This is a genomic window from Mitsuokella apri (assembly GCF_051886055.1).
Lineage (GTDB): Bacteria > Bacillota > Negativicutes > Selenomonadales > Selenomonadaceae > Mitsuokella.
In genome coordinates, this window is sequence record NZ_JBJEXT010000025.1 from 32805 (window position 1) to 50784 (window position 17980).

The 17980-nt window shown below is 56.6% G+C and carries 18 protein-coding genes and 1 riboswitch; all 18 genes read left to right on the forward strand.

Annotated features, from left to right (window positions below; genetic code table 11):
* The first annotated feature begins 74 nt into the window (after window positions 1-74).
* The gene (gene acpS, locus ACI4OH_RS02470; protein ID WP_435721226.1) at window positions 75-446 is read left to right on the forward strand and encodes a holo-ACP synthase; all 372 of its coding nucleotides are present in this window, start codon (window positions 75-77) and stop codon (window positions 444-446) included.
* A gap of 2 nt (window positions 447-448) precedes the next feature.
* A complete protein-coding gene (locus tag ACI4OH_RS02475) occupies window positions 449-2035 on the forward strand; it encodes an NAD(P)H-hydrate dehydratase (protein WP_435721225.1) in 1587 nt (528 codons plus the stop codon).
* Between the two features lie 72 nt (window positions 2036-2107).
* Window positions 2108-3169 carry a branched-chain amino acid aminotransferase gene (locus ACI4OH_RS02480; protein ID WP_435721253.1) on the forward strand — a complete coding sequence of 354 codons (1062 nt, stop codon included), beginning with the start codon at window positions 2108-2110 and terminating at the stop codon, window positions 3167-3169.
* Between the two features lie 231 nt (window positions 3170-3400).
* Window positions 3401-4240, forward strand: a complete 840-nt coding sequence (gene cdaA / locus ACI4OH_RS02485; RefSeq protein WP_435721224.1) for a diadenylate cyclase CdaA — start codon at window positions 3401-3403, stop codon at window positions 4238-4240.
* On the forward strand, window positions 4237-5205 hold the full coding sequence (locus ACI4OH_RS02490; protein ID WP_435721223.1) for a CdaR family protein: 969 nt from the start codon (window positions 4237-4239) through the stop codon (window positions 5203-5205). The genes cdaA and ACI4OH_RS02490 overlap by 4 nt, the downstream gene beginning before the upstream one ends.
* Before the next feature lie 43 nt (window positions 5206-5248).
* Window positions 5249-6865: an NAD(P)/FAD-dependent oxidoreductase gene (locus ACI4OH_RS02495; protein WP_439784095.1), complete on the forward strand. Its 1617-nt coding sequence runs from the start codon at window positions 5249-5251 to the stop codon at window positions 6863-6865.
* 42 nt (window positions 6866-6907) lie between these two features.
* The gene (gene glmM, locus ACI4OH_RS02500; RefSeq protein ID WP_435721221.1) at window positions 6908-8257 is read left to right on the forward strand and encodes a phosphoglucosamine mutase; all 1350 of its coding nucleotides are present in this window, start codon (window positions 6908-6910) and stop codon (window positions 8255-8257) included.
* Window positions 8258-8262: 5 nt separating this feature from the next.
* Entirely contained in the window at window positions 8263-9039 is a 777-nt protein-coding gene (locus ACI4OH_RS02505; RefSeq protein ID WP_439784096.1) for a sirohydrochlorin cobaltochelatase, read from the forward strand.
* A 265-nt stretch (window positions 9040-9304) separates the two neighbouring features.
* The gene (gene cobI / locus ACI4OH_RS02510; protein ID WP_435721219.1) at window positions 9305-10033 is read left to right on the forward strand and encodes a precorrin-2 C(20)-methyltransferase; all 729 of its coding nucleotides are present in this window, start codon (window positions 9305-9307) and stop codon (window positions 10031-10033) included.
* 19 nt (window positions 10034-10052) lie between these two features.
* Window positions 10053-11030: an ABC transporter substrate-binding protein gene (locus ACI4OH_RS02515; protein WP_435721218.1), complete on the forward strand. Its 978-nt coding sequence runs from the start codon at window positions 10053-10055 to the stop codon at window positions 11028-11030.
* Window positions 11031-11047: 17 nt separating this feature from the next.
* Complete coding sequence (locus tag ACI4OH_RS02520) at window positions 11048-12055, forward strand: FecCD family ABC transporter permease (protein WP_435721217.1); 1008 nt, start codon at window positions 11048-11050, stop codon at window positions 12053-12055.
* Window positions 12052-12867: an ABC transporter ATP-binding protein gene (locus tag ACI4OH_RS02525; RefSeq protein WP_435721216.1), complete on the forward strand. Its 816-nt coding sequence runs from the start codon at window positions 12052-12054 to the stop codon at window positions 12865-12867. The genes ACI4OH_RS02520 and ACI4OH_RS02525 overlap by 4 nt, the downstream gene beginning before the upstream one ends.
* 265 nt (window positions 12868-13132) lie before the next feature.
* Window positions 13133-13357: a FeoA family protein gene (locus ACI4OH_RS02530; protein ID WP_439784097.1), complete on the forward strand. Its 225-nt coding sequence runs from the start codon at window positions 13133-13135 to the stop codon at window positions 13355-13357.
* A gap of 90 nt (window positions 13358-13447) precedes the next feature.
* Window positions 13448-15346, forward strand: a complete 1899-nt coding sequence (gene feoB / locus ACI4OH_RS02535; RefSeq protein ID WP_439784098.1) for a ferrous iron transport protein B — start codon at window positions 13448-13450, stop codon at window positions 15344-15346.
* A gap of 62 nt (window positions 15347-15408) precedes the next feature.
* Window positions 15409-15579 carry a FeoB-associated Cys-rich membrane protein gene (locus tag ACI4OH_RS02540; RefSeq protein ID WP_439784099.1) on the forward strand — a complete coding sequence of 57 codons (171 nt, stop codon included), beginning with the start codon at window positions 15409-15411 and terminating at the stop codon, window positions 15577-15579.
* 108 nt (window positions 15580-15687) lie between these two features.
* Window positions 15688-15810: riboswitch (FMN riboswitch) on the forward strand.
* Between the two features lie 122 nt (window positions 15811-15932).
* Window positions 15933-17024, forward strand: coding sequence for a bifunctional diaminohydroxyphosphoribosylaminopyrimidine deaminase/5-amino-6-(5-phosphoribosylamino)uracil reductase RibD (gene ribD / locus ACI4OH_RS02545; RefSeq protein WP_439784100.1), 1092 nt, complete (start codon window positions 15933-15935; stop codon window positions 17022-17024).
* Between the two features lie 41 nt (window positions 17025-17065).
* On the forward strand, window positions 17066-17725 hold the full coding sequence (locus tag ACI4OH_RS02550; protein WP_439784101.1) for a riboflavin synthase: 660 nt from the start codon (window positions 17066-17068) through the stop codon (window positions 17723-17725).
* 77 nt (window positions 17726-17802) lie between these two features.
* A partial coding sequence (locus tag ACI4OH_RS02555; RefSeq protein WP_439784103.1) for a 3,4-dihydroxy-2-butanone-4-phosphate synthase occupies window positions 17803-17980 on the forward strand: 178 nt, incomplete at its 3' end.

The window sequence follows — 17980 nt, forward strand, 5'->3', positions numbered from 1 at the left end:
ATTGGCGGGCTGACAGGGAATTGTATATTAAAAAGATATTACGAAGGATATGAAGGAAACGAGGGGGAACTGCATTGATTCGGGGAATTGGTACGGACATCGTCGAGATTGCGCGCGTGGAGAAGGCCGTGAGCAAAGAGGCTTTTCGCGCGCGTGTCTATACAGAGGCAGAGCGCACTTACTGTGAGGGCCGCGGCAGGCAGAAGACGGCGAGCTACGCGGCGCGCTTTGCGGGCAAGGAGGCTGTGCTCAAGGCATTGGGAACGGGGCTGCGCGGCGGGACACTGCATGACATCGAGATCCTGCCCGATGACCTCGGGGCGCCGCAGGTGACGCTCAAAGGGTATTTTGCCACGCTGGCGCGCCGCAAGTCCGTCTCACATGTCTGGGTTTCGCTGAGCCATTCGCAGGCTTATGCCACAGCTCAATGCGTCGTGGAGGGATGAGCATGAAGATATCACTGGTAAAGGAAATGCGGGAAATCGACAGGCGTGCAGGCGAAGAATACGGCCTGCCCGAGCTCCTGCTGATGGAAAATGCCGGCCGCCAGACAGCGGCCGCGATGATTTCTCTCCTGGGTTCCGTAAAGGGGAAGACCATCTGCGTTCTCGCGGGCAGCGGCAATAACGGCGGCGATGCTTTTTCGGCAGCGCGTTACCTTTATAATGAAGGCGCCGCCATCAAATTGTTCCTGACAGGGAATCCGGAGCACATCAAGGCTTCGCCGTCTGTCATGCAGCAGGGCCTTGCGGCCATGGGGATTTCCGTGCACGGCCTTGCGGGAGAGCGCGATATGGACCGTCTGCGCCTGGCTCTGCGCTTTGCCGATGCCATCCTTGACGGCATTTTAGGCACGGGCTTCCGCGGTACGCTGCGCCCGCTTGTCAGGCAGGCCGTCGAACTCGTCAATGCGGCGAAAAAGCCCGTGCTCTCCATCGACATCCCGAGCGGCGTCGAGGCGGATACGGGCGGCGTCGCGGATATTGCGGTCAAGGCCGACTGCACGCTGACGCTCGGCCTGCCAAAGCCCGGACATTTCCTGAGCCCCGGGGCAGAGCATGCGGGAAAAGTCCTCGTCGACGGCATCGGCATTCCGTGGCCGCTCCTGGAGGATCCTGCCATCAAGCAGCGGGAAATCGATGATGAGCTTGCCGCTTCGCTGCTTCCCGCAAGGCCCAGGGCAGCGCATAAGGGCAGCTGCGGCCGCATTCTCGCCGCGGCCGGCTCGCGCGGCATGACAGGTGCAGCCGCGATGTGCTCGCTCGCGGCCCTGCGCGCCGGCTGCGGCATCGTGACACTGGCCGTCCCCGAGAGCCTGCAGCCCATCCTCGCGGGCAGGCTCACTGAGGTCATGACCAAGGCCATCCCCGAAGAGGAGCCGGGCATCCTGGGCGGCAGCAGGGCTCTGCAGGAAATCACTTCTTCGGCCGCTGCGTATGACGCCGTACTGATTGGTCCGGGGCTTGGCCGCGCTGAGGCCGCGCAGGCGCTTGTCCGCGCCCTTCTGCAGAATCTTGACAAGCCGCTGCTCCTTGACGCCGATGCCATCTATGCCTTAAGCGGCCAGCCGGAAATCCTGCGCGAGGCAAAGCATGTGCCTGTTTTAACGCCGCATCTTGGCGAGATGGCAAGGCTGCTCGGGCTCTCGGTATCCGACCTGCGCGAGGACCTCGTCGGCATGGCCCGTGAAGCGGCCCAAGAGTATCATGCTATTTTCGTCGTCAAGAGCGAGTGCACGCTTGTGGCTTATCCGGACGGACAGGTCTTTTTCACGACGAAGGGCAACGCCGGCATGGCGACGGCCGGCGCAGGCGACGTGCTCGCCGGCACGATTGCCGGACTCATGAAACAGATGCCGTATGAAAAAGCGCCGCTTTTGGGCGTTTACCTGCACGGACTGGCCGGCGACCTTGCCTATGCGGAAAAAGCGGAAGGACTCATCGCGGGCGATATCCTTGCAAAGCTGCCGGATGCGCGCCAAAAACTGAAATACATGGATGAAGCAATAGACATGTCGTTGCCAAAAAGACAATAATGCATATTGCGTGTAAAGTTTCCTATTTTTAGCCTGAGTACTATTGACAAACTGTACAGGCGGGACTATGATATAGATACTTTAACGGAAAGAAAAGAGGAGTTTTCAATGGCAAAAGTAGATATTGATTGGAACAACCTGGGTTTCGCTTATCAGCCGATTTCCCAGCGTTACGTTGCAAACTTTAAGGATGGAAAATGGGGCGAAGGTCATCTGACCGATGACGCAAATGTCACGATCAATGAATGCGCCGGCATCCTGCAGTACTGCCAGGAAGTCTTTGAAGGCCTCAAGGCATATAAGACGAAGGACGGCCGCGTCGTCACGTTCCGTCCGGACATGAATGCAAAGCGCATGATTGATTCGGCAAAGCGCCTCGAGATGCCGCCGGTTTCCGAGGAAATGTTCCTCGAAGCTGTCGATCAGGTTGTCGCAGCCAACAAAGACTGGATTCCTCCTTATGAGTCCGGCGGTGCCCTTTATCTGCGTCCGTATCTCTTCGCTACGGGCCCGGTCATCGGTGTTAAGCCGTCCGATGAATACCAGTTCCGTCTCTTCGGCACGCCGGTTGGTTCTTACTTCAAAAACGGCGTAAAGCCGATCACAATCTGCGTCAGTGATTACGACCGCGCTGCCCCGCATGGCACGGGCAACATCAAGGCCGGCCTGAACTACGCCATGAGCCTTTATCCGTACATCCTCGCTCATCAGAGAGGCTATGATGAGAACATGTACCTCGATGCTGCAACGCGTACGTACGTTGAGGAAACGGGCGGTGCCAACTTCCTGTTCGTCACGAAGGACGGCAAGATTGTCACGCCGAAATCCGACAGCATCCTGCCGTCGATTACGCGCCGTTCGCTCGTTACGATTGCCGAGCACCTCGGCTACACGGTCGAGCATCGTCCGGTCAAGTTCACGGAACTCAAGGACTTTGCCGAAGCCGGCCTCTGCGGCACGGCTGCTGTCATCTGCCCGGTCGGCAAGGTTGTCGGCAACGGCGAGACGATCGAGTTCCCGAGCGGCATGAAGGAAATGGGCCCTGTCCTCACGAAACTCTACAAGACGCTGCGCGGCATTCAGCTCTGCACGGTCGAAGCACCGGAAAAAGGCTGGGTTCGCGAAATCAAGTAAGCTGCGATTTGTTCATGGTCTGGCTGCCTTTGGCAGTCAGGCCATTTTGTTTGTCTTAGGAGTAAAAAATTTTGACAGTCACAAGGATTTTGCGGATAACGGCGAGAATAGCTTTATTGTAGATATATATATTGTAATTTATCGGACAGCAAATGTCTTTCTTTTCATTTTTCATTCATAAGGATTTGTCATTATAGTATTATCTTGTATTTATATTTAGGAGTTTTGCTTATGCCGTTTGAGCTGCCATACCCATTACAATTTCATGGTATCATCTCGACGATCGGGCCGATGGATATCCTCGATATCTTCATTGTGGCGGTCATCCTTTATAAAGTCTATGTCCTGCTGCAGGACACGCGCGCGATTACGCTCGTCAAGGGCATTCTCGTGCTCCTCGGCGTTACGATGGTCTGCAGCTGGCTCGAGCTGCACGTCATTTCGTGGCTGCTGCAGAAGGCGGTAACACTCTTGTTTGTCGCCTTGCCAATCGTCTTTCAGCCGGAACTGCGGCGCGCGCTCGAGCATCTCGGTCAGGGAAAGTTCCTCGGCCCGTCGGTGCTGCTTGATGATGAGGAAGCAAATTCGGTCGTCAATGAGCTCGCGAAGGCCGTCAAGGTCATGTCGGCCAACAAGACGGGCGCACTCATCGTCATCGAACGCGATATGGGCCTCAACGATATCAGCGCTACGGGCATCCAGATTGATGGCCTGATTACCGCGGATTTTCTTTTGAACGTCTTTATCCCGAATACGCCGCTGCATGACGGTGCGGCCGTTGTGCGCGGCAAGCGCCTCATCGCGGCCGGCTGTCTTTTGCCGCTGACGGAAAATCGTTCGCTCTCGACGGAGCTCGGCACGCGCCACCGCGCGGCCATCGGCCTTTCCGAGCAGTGCGATGCCTTAATCGTCGTCGTCAGTGAGGAGACGGGCACGATTTCCGTCGCGGAGAACGGGCGCATGGTCCGTCACCTCGACACGGAAAAACTCAAGAATATCCTGCGGCCGGCGTTCACTTCCCCGCAGAAGGGACTCAGGGAGATCATCCGGAACTGGAGGAAGAAGAAATGATGTCTAGATTGCGCAATATTGTGCAGCATAATCTGCCGGCGAAGGTTCTGGCCCTTGTCATTGCGGTCATTCTCTGGGGCTATGTCATGAACGACCAGAATCCTTCCATCGAGAATACGTATACGGTACAGCTCGATGTCGTCAATGCGCCGGATGGCTATAAAATCACGAAAGATGCCTCGACCATCAAGCTGCGCGTCCGCGGTCCGCGCTCGCTGTTTGTCTCGGCGACGGACAGCGATTTCAAGGCATATGTAGACCTTGCAAAAGTTGAAGAGGGCAAGCACGCGGTTAAGGTACAGACCGTGCTGCCGCAGGGCTTTGAGCTTGTCGAGGCCAAGCCGGACACCGTGACGTTTACACTCGAACGCATCGTGCAGAAAACGATGAAGGCCGAGTTCATCGTGACGGGCTCGACGGCACCGGGTACGACCGTCGCGCATATCGAGCCGTCGGTCGAAAATGTCACGATTGAAGGTGCGGAGTCCGATGTCAAGGAAGTCACGCGCGTCATCGGCTATGTCGGCCTTGCGGGCAATGGCGACGATTTCAAACTGAAGGTGCCGCTGACGGCCATCAACGCCGATGGGCGTGAGGTCTCGGGCGTTACCGTCAAGCCGGCTTCAGCTGAGGTCAGCGTGCAGCTGGCCCGCGGCCTCATGAAGAAAATCGTCACGGTCAAGCCGGTCTTGGGCGACAGCCTGCCCGATGGCTACGAAATCGGCTCTGTCAAGACGGACCCTGTGAAAATCGAGATAGCCGGACCGGAAAACGTCCTCTCGAAGATTACAAGTATCGAGACGGAGAAAATTTCACTTGACGGCCTGACGAAGACAACGGACAAGAATGTCCAGCTCGCACCGTCGGACGGTGTCACGGTGACGAATAACAGCGTGACGGTCCACATCGAAGTCAGGGCGAAGAAAAAAACGCCTGCGTCTTCACCTTCTGCGACGAGTTCGTGATTTATAGTTCAGCAATTTAAAAATAGTTGATAGGAGGTCTGCAATGATCCGCATTCGCAATCTGGCTGTGCCGTTCACAGAGACGGCCAGCCTCAAAGATCTTGCAGCCAAGCGTCTCATGTTACCACCTCAGCAGCTTGATGAGGTGGTAATTGTGCGTAAGGCTGTCGATGCGCGCCGCTACCACGGTGCGCCCATTGAGTTTGTCTACATGCTCGACGTGAAGCTCGACAAAAAACTTGAAAAAAAGGTCCTGCAGAAAATGAAACGGGACCGCAATGTCGAGGGCGTAAGCAAGCCGCCCGCCGCGGCAAAGCTGCCCAATCTCAAGCTTGAAAAGCGGCCCGTCGTCGTGGGCTTCGGTCCGGCCGGCATGTTTGCGGCGCTGACGCTCGCGCGTCACGGCTGCGAGCCCATTGTGCTCGAGCGCGGCCATGACGTCGACACGCGCCATGAGGATATCAAGAAGTTTTGGCAGTGCGGGGCCCTCGACGTCCAGTCGAATGTGCAGTTCGGCGAGGGCGGCGCGGGGACATTCTCCGACGGCAAGCTCACGACGCGCATCAACGATGTGCATATGAAAGATGTCATCGAGGCGTTTGTCGCGGCGGGAGCACCTGAGGAAATCCGCTATCTGCACAAACCGCATATCGGCACGGATATCCTGCGGGAGGTTGTGCGCAACATTCGCAAAGAAATCATCCGCCTCGGCGGGACCGTGCGTTTTTCTTCGCAGGTTACGGACCTTGAGCTCGGCGCGGAGGGCGTTGAGGCCGTCATCATCAACGATGAGGAACGCCTTGAAACGGACGTTGTATTCTTCGGCATCGGTCATTCGGCGCGCGATACGTACCAGATGCTGCTCTCGCGCGGCGTCGCCATGGAGGCCAAGCCTTTTGCCATGGGCGTGCGCATCGAGCATCCGCAGGAATTCATCGACCGCGCACAGTACGGCGAGGATGCAGGGAACCCGCTCCTGCCTGTGGCCGACTATGCCCTGACCTACAAGGACCCCGTGACGGGGCGCGGCGCGTATTCCTTCTGCATGTGTCCGGGCGGCTATGTCGTCGCGGCGGCTTCCGAAAAGGACCGCGTCGTCACGAACGGCATGAGCAACTACAAGCGCGATTCGGGCATCGCGAACAGTGCCCTGCTCGTGCAGGTCGCACCTGCTGACTTCGGTCAGGAAGTGCTCGCCGGCATGCACCTGCAGCAGAAGCTCGAGAGTCTGGCCTTTGACCTCGGCGGCCGCAATTACTTTGCGCCGGTGCAGACGGTCGGTGATTTCCTTAAGGGAACGAGCGGCTCGCAGGAATTTTTGACGAAGCCGACATACGCACCGGGGGTCAGGGCGGCGGATTTGCACCGCTGCCTGCCGGATTTCATCACGAAGACACTCGCGGGGGCTCTCCCTTATTTTGACCGCAAGATTGCGGGCTTTGCCAACGAGGGCGCCGTCATGACGGGCGTTGAGACGCGTTCTTCGGCGCCGTGCCGCATCCGCCGCGACCGCGCGACGTTTGTCGCCGAGGCGACGCCGGGGCTTTACCCGATGGGCGAGGGCGCAGGCTACGCGGGCGGCATCATGAGCGCCGCGGTCGACGGCATGAAAGCCGCACTTGCATTTTTAAGCGAAAATGTGCATACTAATAAGATGTAGAGTTTTGTAAAACGAAAATTGAAACCTCAGGGGGAAAGAATTATGGCAAGATTATTTGGTACAGACGGTGTCCGCGGCGAGGCAAATGTCACGCTGCTGCCGGAGATGGCTTACCGCCTCGGCCGTGCCGCTACGCTTTATTTTGGCAAAGAGTCCGACGAACAGCCGCTCATCATCATCGGCCGCGATACGCGCATTTCGGGCGAGATGTTTGAGTCGGCCCTGACAGCCGGCATCTGCTCGGCAGGCGGCCGTGCCATGCTCGCCGGCATCATCCCGACGCCGGCCATTGCGTATCTTGCACGCAAGCACAAGGCCAAAGCCGGCATCGTCATCTCGGCTTCGCACAATCCGTTCCACGACAACGGCATCAAATTCTTCGGCGGCGACGGCTACAAACTGCCGGACTCCGTTGAGGACGAGCTCGAGGCCATCGTGCACCAGCTTGAGACGGATGACAACTTCGCACGTCCGTCCGGCGCTCATATCGGCCATATCGAATACCGCACGGACCTTCTGAACCAGTATATGGAATTCGTGCTTTCGACCTGCAAGGAACGTTTCGACGGCGTCAAGGTCGTGCTCGACTGCGCGAACGGTGCTGCCTACGAGGCCATGCCGAAAATCCTGCGCCATCTCGGTGCGAACGTCAAGGTCATTCATGCGCTGCCGAACGGCACGAACATCAACGACGGCTGCGGCTCGACGCATCTTGAGTCGCTGCAGAAAGCCGTCCTCGAGAATCATGCGGACTTCGGCATTGCGCATGACGGCGACGCCGACCGCTGCCTCTGCGTCGACGAAAAGGGTCAGGTCATCGACGGCGACCACATCCTCGTCATGTGCGCGATGGATATGATGAAGGAAGGCAAGCTTCCTTATAATACGGTCGTCACGACGGTCATGGCCAACATCGGCTTCCATCAGGCCATCAAAAAGGCCGGCGGCCGCGCTGAAATCACGAAAGTCGGCGACCGCTACGTCCTCGAGAACATGCTGAAGAACGGCTATAAAATTGGCGGCGAACAGTCCGGCCACATCATTTTCACGGACTTCTCCACGACGGGCGACGGCCTCATCACGGCCCTGCAGGTCCTTTCCTCGCTGAAGCGCAGCGGCCGCAAGGCTTCGGACCTCACGGCCCTGATGACGACGTATCCTCAGCTGCTCGTCAACGTCAAAGTCGCGACGAAGGAAGGCTGGGAAGAGAACGAGGCCATCAAAAAGGCCATTGCCGAGGGCGATAAGGAACTCGGCGAGAACGGCCGCATCCTCGTGCGTCCTTCGGGAACGGAGCCTCTGATCCGCGTCATGGCTGAAGGTCCGGATCAGGAACAGCTTGACCGCATCTGCCATGCCATCGCCGACGTCGTCAAGAAGGAACAGGGCTGAGGTGTATGAAACGCGCTGTTCTGCTCGTGAGCTTTGGCGCGTCTCACGATGATTCGCGCCGGCTTACGCTCGATGCCCTTGCAGAGGACTTTAAGGCGGAATTTCCAGAAGCTGTCATTTGTCAGGCCTATACGTCCGTCTTTATTCGCAAAGCCCTTGCAAAACGCGGCATTCATATCGATTCGCTTACAGAAGCCCTTGAACGCCTCGCGGAAGAAGGCATGGAGGAGGTGCTCGTGCAGCCGACGTATATGACGCCGGGGGAAGAATACGAGCAAAAAGTCCTCGCCGTCGTGCCGTCCTACAAGGACCGCTTCAAGCGTCTCATCGTCGGGGAACCCGCCTTTGTACGTGAAGAAGATTACGCGAAAAATCTCTTAGCTATCTGCCAAAGCATTTTCCTGCCGCGCGGCACGGACCTCGTGCTCCTCGGACACGGTTCGCCGCACCGGCACAATCCCGTCTACGAGCGCCTGCAGCGGGAAATCGACGCGCAGGGACTGCCCATCCACGTCGGCGTGCTCGAATCGACGGACACGCCGGACTTTGCGATGGTGCTGAAGAGACTGCAGGCCCGCAGAGCCCAAAAAGTTCTCCTGGCACCGCTGCTGCTGACGGCCGGCATGCATGTCGAACGGGATTTGGCCGGCGAGGACGAGACTTCATGGAAGTCCCGCCTTACGCAGGCCGGCTTTGCCGTCAGCACCATCGTGCAGGGACTCGGCGAGTCGCCGTATTTCCGTGCAATTTACATCGACAAGGCAAGAAGACTCCTTGGATAATTCGCAAGCGAGACAACAAAACTTCATGGTGATGTTCTTATGATAGAAGGTCCTGCATCCAATTACGGGTGCAGGGCCTTTTCTATTTACGGCATTACAGCAAGGGAAGAAAAATTCATGGCAGGGCGGGGAGAAAGCCTGTGCTGTTTTTATTGACAGTCTTTTTGGAAAAGGGTACGATGAAAAAGAGCCTGCCCCTGCAGGCGTATAGTTTCTTATTTGGTCTATAGAAAGGACTGGTTGACATGTTAGGAGGATATTTGCGATGACGAACGGGATTTTTTTTGGTATTGGCGTCGGACCGGGCGACCCGGAGCTTTTGACCGTCAAGGCCATCAAGGCCATCCGTCAGGCAGATGTGCTGATTGCACCGAAGACGGAGAAAAAGGACGGCAGTGTGGCGCTCTCGATTGCGCGGCCCTATCTGAAAGAGGACATCGAGATTGTCTATCAGGTATTTCCGATGGTCCGGGATTTCGCTGAGGATACGGGAGCTTGGGAACACAATAAGGCAGAGATTCTAGCGCTTTTGCATCAGGGCAAAAATGTGGCGTTTTTGACCCTTGGCGACCCGATGTTTTTCAGTACGTATATTTACGTTTATCGTCTGCTGGAACACGAAGATGTCCAGATTGAGACGATTCCGGGCGTGCCGGCCTTTGCGGCGATTGCGAGCAAAAGCGGTGTGCCGATTGTCGAAGGGAATGATATCCTTTCCATCATTCCCGCTACAGCCAAGCCGGAAAAAATCCAACAGGCCATGGCTGTCTCCGATAATGTGGTCCTGATGAAGGTCTATAAGAACTTTAAGGATGTCGTAGGGATGCTCAAAGGACAGGACCTGCTTGAACATGCCGTGCTTGTGAGCCGCGCCGGCCTTGACGGCGAACGCGTGCTGCACAGCCTTGAACATCATCAGGACGAAAAACTCAACTATCTCTCGACCATCCTGACGCGGCGAAACGTTTCGCAGCAGGATGAAGATAAAGCATGAGAGCTGAAGGAGGATTATCATGAGACGGACAGCCATGTTGAAATGTCTCACAAGTATCAGTATGCTGCTTTTACTGCTCGTGTCTTTTGCAGGCTGCGGCAGTCAGCAGAATACCTCGCAGGGCTCAGGCACAGCCAGTCAGGAACATTTTGCCGTCATTCACGATGCCATGGGCCGCGATGTCGTGCTTGCAAAAAAGCCGGAGCGCATCGTCGTGACTTCGGCCTCGTTTCTCGAGCCCTTGCATGAAGTCGGCGGCGACGTCGTCGGACGGCCGGACTCCAAGACGAAGATGCCGGACTATGCCAAAGACAAAATGAGCGTCGGCAAAGTCTACCAGATTGATGTCGAGAAAGTGCTCGCGTGTGAACCGGACCTCGTCATCGTCAACAAAGGCATGAACGAGAAGCTCGTCAATACATTGGAAGAAAACGGCATCAAGACCGTCGTGCTCGACATGAAGAGCTACGACGACGTCAAGGATGAAATTCGCGCCATGGCCAAGATTACGGGCGAAGAGCAGAAGGGCGAGGACCTCATCGCTTCGATGGACCAGAAGATTGCGGATATCAAGGCGAAGATTCCTGCCGACAAACACCGCGTTTCGATTATTCACAGCACGAATCAAGGCCTGACCATACAGCTCGATGGCAGCATTGCCGGCTGCACGGCCAAAATGCTCGGCTGGGACAATGTCGCCTCGGGCATGACGCCGCTTGAGAAAAATCCGGACGCCGCGCCCTACAGTATGGAAACGCTCGTCGAGCAGAATCCGGAAGTCATCTTCGTGACGAGCATGGGCAAAATCGAAGAGGCCAAAGCCGGCATGGATAAGACGATGCAGGAAAATCCGGCTTGGCAGACAGTCGAAGCTGTCAAAAACGGCCGCGTCTACTATCTGCCGCAGGACCTCTTTTTGCTGAGTCCGGGCATCCACTATCCGGAAGCCGTTGAAACGATGGCCAAATGCCTCTATCCGGAGGCCTTCAATAAGTGAGCAGGGAGATTTCGCAAATGAGAAGGACGGCAGAAGCAGGCAGAAGGCGGCAGGCAGGGAAACTTGTCATCTGTTTTGTGCTTTTTGCCGTGCTGTTTTTGACGGGCGGGCTTGTCAGCATTATGCTGGGTTCGGTAGAGATTCCTGCTGCAGAGATATTGTCTGCCCTTGCAGGCGGGCAGGCCGGCACGCACGCGCAGATTCTCATGAACATCCGGCTGCCGCGCACCATCGTCGCCGCACTTGTCGGCATCGACCTCGCACTTTCGGGCGCCATATTGCAGGCCATCATGAAGAATCCTCTGGCCGATCCTCACATCATCGGTATTTCGTCAGGCGCAGGACTCATGGGCATCATTGTCCTGCTGCTTTTTCCTGCTTATACGGCTCTTGTCACGCCGGCGGCGTTTCTCGGCGCAATGGGTGCGGCCATGCTCATCTACCTGCTCGCGTGGAAAAACGGCATCCAGCCCATCCGCATTATACTCGCCGGCGTGGCTGTCTCCGCGTTTCTCGGCGCGGGCATTTCGGCCCTGATGATTCTCTACAGCGACCGCGTGCACAGCGCTCTTTTGTGGATGGTCGGCGGCCTTTCGGCACGCAGCTGGCCGCATGTTGCCATGCTCTGGCCCTATACGCTCGCGGGCGGCATTTTGGCGCTGCTCGCGGCGCGCCACCTCAATATCCTGCAGCTCGGCGATGAGATGGCCAAAAGCCTTGGCCTGCGCGTCGAGCTCACAAGGCTCCTTTTGACGGCCGTCGCGGCTCTGCTCGCGGCCAGTGCCGTCTCCGTCGTCGGCCTTCTCGGCTTTGTCGGGCTCATTGTGCCGCATATGGCAAGGCTGCTCGTCGGTTCCGACTGCCGCGTGCTGCTGCCGGCCTCGGCTCTTTTGGGTGCAGCCGTGCTCATGTACAGCGATACGTTTGCGCGCGTGGCCTTTGCGCCCATAGAGCTGCCCGTCGGCATCATCATGGCGGCCCTCGGCGCGCCGTTTTTCCTGTTCCTTTTGAGGAGGCAGCTATGAGACTTTCGGCAGAGCATCTTTCGTATCAGATAGAAGGGAAGGAGATTCTCAGGGATATTTCCCTGACGTTTCCCGAAGGGAAGCGCACGGCCATTATCGGGCCGAACGGGGCGGGCAAGTCGACACTGCTGCGCCTGCTTGCGGGTCTCATTAAGCCATCACAGGGAAAAATCCTGCTCGATGACCAGGATATTCAGGCCATCGGGCGGCAGAAACTGGCACAAAATCTTGCCGTGCTGCCTCAGGGCGCTGCGGCACCGCCGGATACGACGGTAAGGCGCCTTGTGGATTATGGCCGTTTCCCGTACCGCTCGTACTTCCGCGCGGGGAATCCCCAAGACGACCGCAAGGCCGTGGAGTGGGCCATGAAAGTCACGCAGGTCAAGGATTTTGAATCGCGGCAGGTCGCGTCCCTTTCAGGCGGCGAGCGTCAGCGCGCTTTTCTCGCGATGGCCCTCGCGCAGCAGCCTGAGATTTTGCTGCTCGACGAGCCGACGACGTATCTTGACATTGCGCATCAGCTTGAGGTCATGCAGATCATCCGGGAAGTCAATGAACGCTATGGCATGACGGTCATCATGGTGCTGCACGACATCAACCACGCCCTGCAGTACGCCGATGAGGCAGTCGTGCTGGCGAATCACCGTGTCGTCAGTCAGGGCAGGCCTGACAAAGTCATCTCGGTCGGACTGCTCGCCGATGTATTTGGCGTCCGGGCAGAGCGTTTCGTGAATGAGCAGGGGCATACCGTGCTCTCGCCGACTGGATTGGTCGATACGATGAAAAATAAAAAGAAGCCTTTTTTGAAATGAACTTTTAGGGTTTTCCGTGTCTTTGCGGAAGCCCCTTTTTTATTGGCAGCAAGGTGCAGTGCGGTGAAAAGACAGGAAGAAAAAATAGGAAAGCAGAGTGCATTCTTTATTTATCTGTATGAAAGTGTTCAATTTTATAATGCGATTGAAATTTTTTATCAAAAAGATACGAAACTGTCTTGACATATGAGAATGAGATAGGCTATCATAGTCACATAAGAAATAATCTCATTATCATGTTTATTCATTCAGGAGGCGTTTTGATTTGACACTGAAAGACGGGAAAACCGGCATGACGCTGAAGATCGTCAAGATCAATGAATCGGATCTGAAACAGCGCATGATGACGATGGGCCTGATTCCGGGCACAAAAGTCAAAGTACTGCGTTCGGCTCCGCTCGGCGACCCTATCGCCATTGGCGTTCGTTCGTATAACCTTGCCCTGCGCAAGGAAGATGCAGAAAACATCGAAGTTCAGCAGGTCGGCTGACCACTGGAGAAACGGTACAAAGCAGCAAGGCTGAATCCCTGAAGTTTTGTCAGGGGAAGGAAGCAGCGAAAGGAGACGTATTTTTCACTTATGTCAACATTAGCAGTAGCATTGACCGGCAATCCGAATACCGGTAAATCCACTATTTTCAATGAGCTCACGGGCGCACGCCAGAAAATCGGCAACTGGCCGGGCGTCACGGTCGATAAAAAAGTCGGTTACACGCGCTATAAAGACCGCGCGATTTCCATCGTCGACCTGCCGGGCACATACAGTGTCAACGCGCGCAGCCCGGAAGAGAAAATCGTCATTGATTATCTCATGAACAACAAACTCGACCTCGTCATGGACGTTGTCGACAGTTCCAACATCGAACGCAACCTCTTTTTGACGGTACAGCTCTTGGAGCAGGGCATTCCGCTTCTTATCGACCTCAACATGCAGGACGATGCCAAACGCCGCGGCGTCAAGATCGACACGAAGAAGCTGGAAGAAGCCATCGGCATGCCGGTTGTCGAGACCGTCGGCCGCAGCAGCAAGAGCACGAAGAAGCTGCTCGATGTCTTCACGAGCACGGTCATGGCCAACTATCATGTGAGCCCGCAGGTGCAGGAGCACATCGATAAGGTCAATGCCATCAAGGCCAGCAGCAAATCCGAGAACGAAAAAGACGAGGCCATCATCGAGGCACGCTATGCTCTGATTGATAAAATCATGGCACAGGCCGTCGACATGGGCAATGTCGGCCAGTCCACCTCCGAAAAGATTGACCATTATCTTGCCAACGGCTTCCTCGCCCTGCCGATTTTCCTGCTGATCCTCTATGCGGTCTTCCAGATCACGTTCACGTGGATCGGCCAGCCAATCGCCGATTTCCTCGACGATGCTATCAATACGGATTTTGTTGATTTCATGACGGACTTCCTCACGTATGCCGGTGTGGCTGACTGGATGGTCTCGCTCGTCTGCGATGGCATCATCTCCGGTGTCGGTGCCGTCCTGACGTTCGTACCGCTGATTTTTGTCCTGTTCTTCTGCCTGTCCTTCCTTGACGGCACGGGCTACATGGCCCGCATCGCCTTCATCATGGACCCGATCATGCGCCGCTGCGGCCTGACGGGCAAAGGCGTCATGCCGCTGATGATGGGCTTTGGCTGCGGTGTACCGGCCATCATGGGTGCGCGTGCTCTCGATTCTGAGAAGGACCGCATGATTTCCATCCTCGTCACGCCGTTTTTGACCTGCGGTGCGAAGCTGCCAATCATGGCGCTGTTTGCCGCGATGTTCTTCCCGGACAATGCCGCGAATGTCGTCTTTGCGATGTACGTCATCGGCATGGTCATGGCCATTGTCGTCGCCAAGGGCCTCGGCTCCACAATTTTCAAGGACAAGGGTTCGACGTTCCTGCTCGAGCTGCCGCCGTACCGCGTGCCGGATATGAAGACGGTCCTGCTTGAGACTTGGGATAAGGGCAAGGGCTACCTCATCAAAGCTGGTACGATTATCTTCGCCGCATCCGTTCTTCTCTGGGTTATGTCCAACTACAACTTCAGCGGCCCGTGCGAGATTGAAGATTCCATCCTCGCCATGGTCGGCAGCTGGATGTCCAATCTCTTCGTCTTCCAGGGCTTCAATACTTGGGAAGCCGGCGCTGCTGTTCTTTCCGGCATCATGGCGAAAGAGACGGTTGTTGCAACCATCGGTATCCTCTATGGTGCCGGCGATGTTTCGACCGAGGCAGAGGATGCCGCAGATACGGCTACGACGATGATGCAGACGGGCATGGCTACGGCTTTTACGAGTCTTTCGGCCTTTGCTTTCATGGTCTTCTCGCAGCTTTACACGCCGTGCGTCACGGCCCTCGGCACCATCAAGAAAGAAGCCGGCGGCTGGAAGTGGGTTGCCTTCTCGGCCATCTACATGTTCGCCATTGCCTGGTTCGTTTCGCTGCTCGTCTATCAGATCGGCCGTCTGCTGGGCTTTGAATAAGCCGCGGTACGATGTCTGAAGCATAAAAATATGATATAATGATTTCGTTAGGAGGGATTCTTATGGCAACCTTTATTGTAGGAGCAATCATCACGGTGGGGCTCTATTACGCTCTGCGTCATGTCTATCGCAATTTCCGCATGGGACGCGAGGACTGCTGCGGCGGCAACTGTGCAGCCTGCAGCGGGCACTGCGCGGGTGGCCATGCCGTCCTGCCGAAAAAAAGCGCCTGATGGCAGTGTAAAACGCCACAAATAAATTTATGAGTTCCCCGTCATCTGTCAAGCAGCTCTCTTATGGGTAGACAGAGGCGGGGAACTGTGCTATCATAAGCAATAGAGATTTGTCTTTGAGGCGGGGAGCATTTCCCCACCGGCGGTAGAGCCCGCGAGCCCTGGACTTCTGGGGCATGATCCGGTGAGATTCCGGAGCCGACCGTATAGTCGGGATGAGAAAAGGCATGTACGTGTTACTGGCATGTAGTGAAGCCGTCGGCAAAGATTGGATATCTTTGCTGGCGGCTTTTTGTTTTCTCGAGTCTCATAAGCAGATTCATCCAATAACAGGAATTCTGAGGTGATGAAGAATGCAGGATGAAGATTTTATGCGCGAGGCATTGGCGCTGGCGCGCAACGCGGAGGGACGCACGTCGCCGAACCCCATGGTCGGTGCGGTTATCGTGCGTGACGGACGCATCATCGCGGCCGGCTGGCACAGGAAAGCCGGCACGCCGCACGCGGAAGTCCACGCGCTGCGCATGGCCGGGGACCTCGCAAAGGGCGCGACGCTCTATGTGACGCTGGAGCCGTGTTCGCACTATGGCCGCACGGGCCCCTGTGCCAAGGCCGTGGCGGAAGCCGGCATCAAGCGTGTGGTCATCGCGATGAAGGACCCGAACCCGCTGGTATCAGGCCGCGGCATCGAGATTCTCGAAGAAGCCGGTGTCGAAGTCAAGTGCGGCGTGCTGGAAGAAGAAGCGCGCCGGCTCAATGAGGTGTTCCTCAAGTGGATTCCTCATAAGATGCCGTTTGTCGTTCTGAAAACGGCCATGACGCTTGACGGCAAGATTGCGACGTACACGGGCGAGTCCCAGTGGATTACGAACGAGGCCTCAAGGCTGCGCGTTCATGAATACCGCGACATCTACGACGGCATCCTCGTCGGCATCGGCACGGTGCTGCGCGATGACCCGAGCCTGACGACGCGGCTGCCGGACCACACGGGCAAAAACCCCGTGCGCATCATTGTCGACAGTCAGGCGCGCACGCCGCTCACGGCCAAAGTCGTGACCGACGGCAAGGCGCGGACCATCATCGCTGTGACGGAACAGGCCCCGATGGAGCGCATCAAGGCCCTCGAAAACGCGGGGGCAGAGGTCATCACGGCGGGGGCTGGTGAGCATGTCGACCTGCGGGACCTCATGCAGCAGCTCGGCCAGAAGGAAATCTGCTCCGTCTTTGTCGAGGGCGGCGGCCGCATCAATTTTTCTTTGCTGCAGGCCGGCCTCGTCGACAAGGTCTACGCCTTTATCGCGCCGAAAATCATCGGCGGCAGTGAGGCTTTGACCCCGGTCGAGGGCGAGGGCTTTGCCTCGCTCCATGATGCTGTGACACTTCGCGATGTCAAGGTCGAGACCATTGACGGCGATATCCTGCTCACCGCTTATACGAAACATTGACTTTCGCATGAATCATGGTCTTGTTTCGGAGAGGAGTAGATATGTTTACAGGAATCATAGAAGAACTCGGCACGGTGGAACGTATCGGCGGCGGCAGTCTCGTCATCGGTGCGAAGAAAGTCCTGACGGATGTGCAGGTCGGCGACAGCATCTCCGTAAACGGCATCTGCCTGACGGTCACGTCCTTTGACAGCCGCCATTTCACGGCCGATGTCATGCCGGAGACCGTAAGACGCACGTCGCTTTCGGAGCTGCGTCAGGGCAGTCCCGTCAATCTCGAGCGCGCGCTGACGCTTTCCTCGAGGCTCGGCGGCCATATCGTCAGCGGCCATATCGATGGCACGGGCACGATTGTCTCGCTGAAGGAAGAGGGCAATGCCATTCTCATGAAAGTGACGGCGGAGCCTGCCATTCTGCGCGGCATCGTCGAAAAGGGCTCGGTGGCTCTCGACGGCATCAGCCTGACCGTGGCCGAAGTCACGGATACGGACTTTACCGTTTCGCTGATTCCGCATTCGCGCGAGGTCACGAATCTCGGCACGAAGAAGAAGGGCAGCCTGCTGAACATTGAGAACGACATCATCGGCAAATACGTCGAGAAGATGATGCAGGGTTCGTACCTGCCCGCAGCGGCAGGACAGCCCAAAGAGGCTGCCGCGTCAAAACTCACGCGGGCCTTCCTGCTCGAGAACGGTTTTTGAGCAAAAAGCTTCCTTATTATATAGGACAATACAATAAAGAAAACGATAGATAGAATCTAAGAATTGGAGTGAACAATATGTCAGACTTTGCAACGGTGGAACAGGCCATCGAGGATATCAAGAACGGCAAAATGGTCGTTGTCGTCGACGATGAGGACCGTGAGAATGAGGGCGACCTGATTGTCGCCGCGGAAACGGTCACGCCGCAGGACATCAACTTCATGGCGACGTATGCCAAGGGGCTCATCTGCACGC

Bases quoted from the DNA above. Each gene is read 5' to 3' on its own strand.
- ACI4OH_RS02475 (WP_435721225.1), top strand. From the start codon at position 449: ATGAAGATATCACTGGTAAAGGAAATGCGGGAAATCGACAGGCGTGCA.
- cdaA (WP_435721224.1), top strand. From the start codon at position 3,401: ATGCCGTTTGAGCTGCCATACCCATTACAATTTCATGGTATCATCTCG.
- ACI4OH_RS02490 (WP_435721223.1), top strand. From the start codon at position 4,237: ATGATGTCTAGATTGCGCAATATTGTGCAGCATAATCTGCCGGCGAAG.
- ACI4OH_RS02495 (WP_439784095.1), top strand. From the start codon at position 5,249: ATGATCCGCATTCGCAATCTGGCTGTGCCGTTCACAGAGACGGCCAGC.
- glmM (WP_435721221.1), top strand. From the start codon at position 6,908: ATGGCAAGATTATTTGGTACAGACGGTGTCCGCGGCGAGGCAAATGTC.
- ACI4OH_RS02505 (WP_439784096.1), top strand. From the start codon at position 8,263: ATGAAACGCGCTGTTCTGCTCGTGAGCTTTGGCGCGTCTCACGATGAT.
- cobI (WP_435721219.1), top strand. From the start codon at position 9,305: ATGACGAACGGGATTTTTTTTGGTATTGGCGTCGGACCGGGCGACCCG.
- ACI4OH_RS02515 (WP_435721218.1), top strand. From the start codon at position 10,053: ATGAGACGGACAGCCATGTTGAAATGTCTCACAAGTATCAGTATGCTG.
- ACI4OH_RS02520 (WP_435721217.1), top strand. From the start codon at position 11,048: ATGAGAAGGACGGCAGAAGCAGGCAGAAGGCGGCAGGCAGGGAAACTT.
- ACI4OH_RS02525 (WP_435721216.1), top strand. From the start codon at position 12,052: ATGAGACTTTCGGCAGAGCATCTTTCGTATCAGATAGAAGGGAAGGAG.
- feoB (WP_439784098.1), top strand. From the start codon at position 13,448: ATGTCAACATTAGCAGTAGCATTGACCGGCAATCCGAATACCGGTAAA.
- ACI4OH_RS02540 (WP_439784099.1), top strand. From the start codon at position 15,409: ATGGCAACCTTTATTGTAGGAGCAATCATCACGGTGGGGCTCTATTAC.
- ribD (WP_439784100.1), top strand. From the start codon at position 15,933: ATGCAGGATGAAGATTTTATGCGCGAGGCATTGGCGCTGGCGCGCAAC.
- ACI4OH_RS02550 (WP_439784101.1), top strand. From the start codon at position 17,066: ATGTTTACAGGAATCATAGAAGAACTCGGCACGGTGGAACGTATCGGC.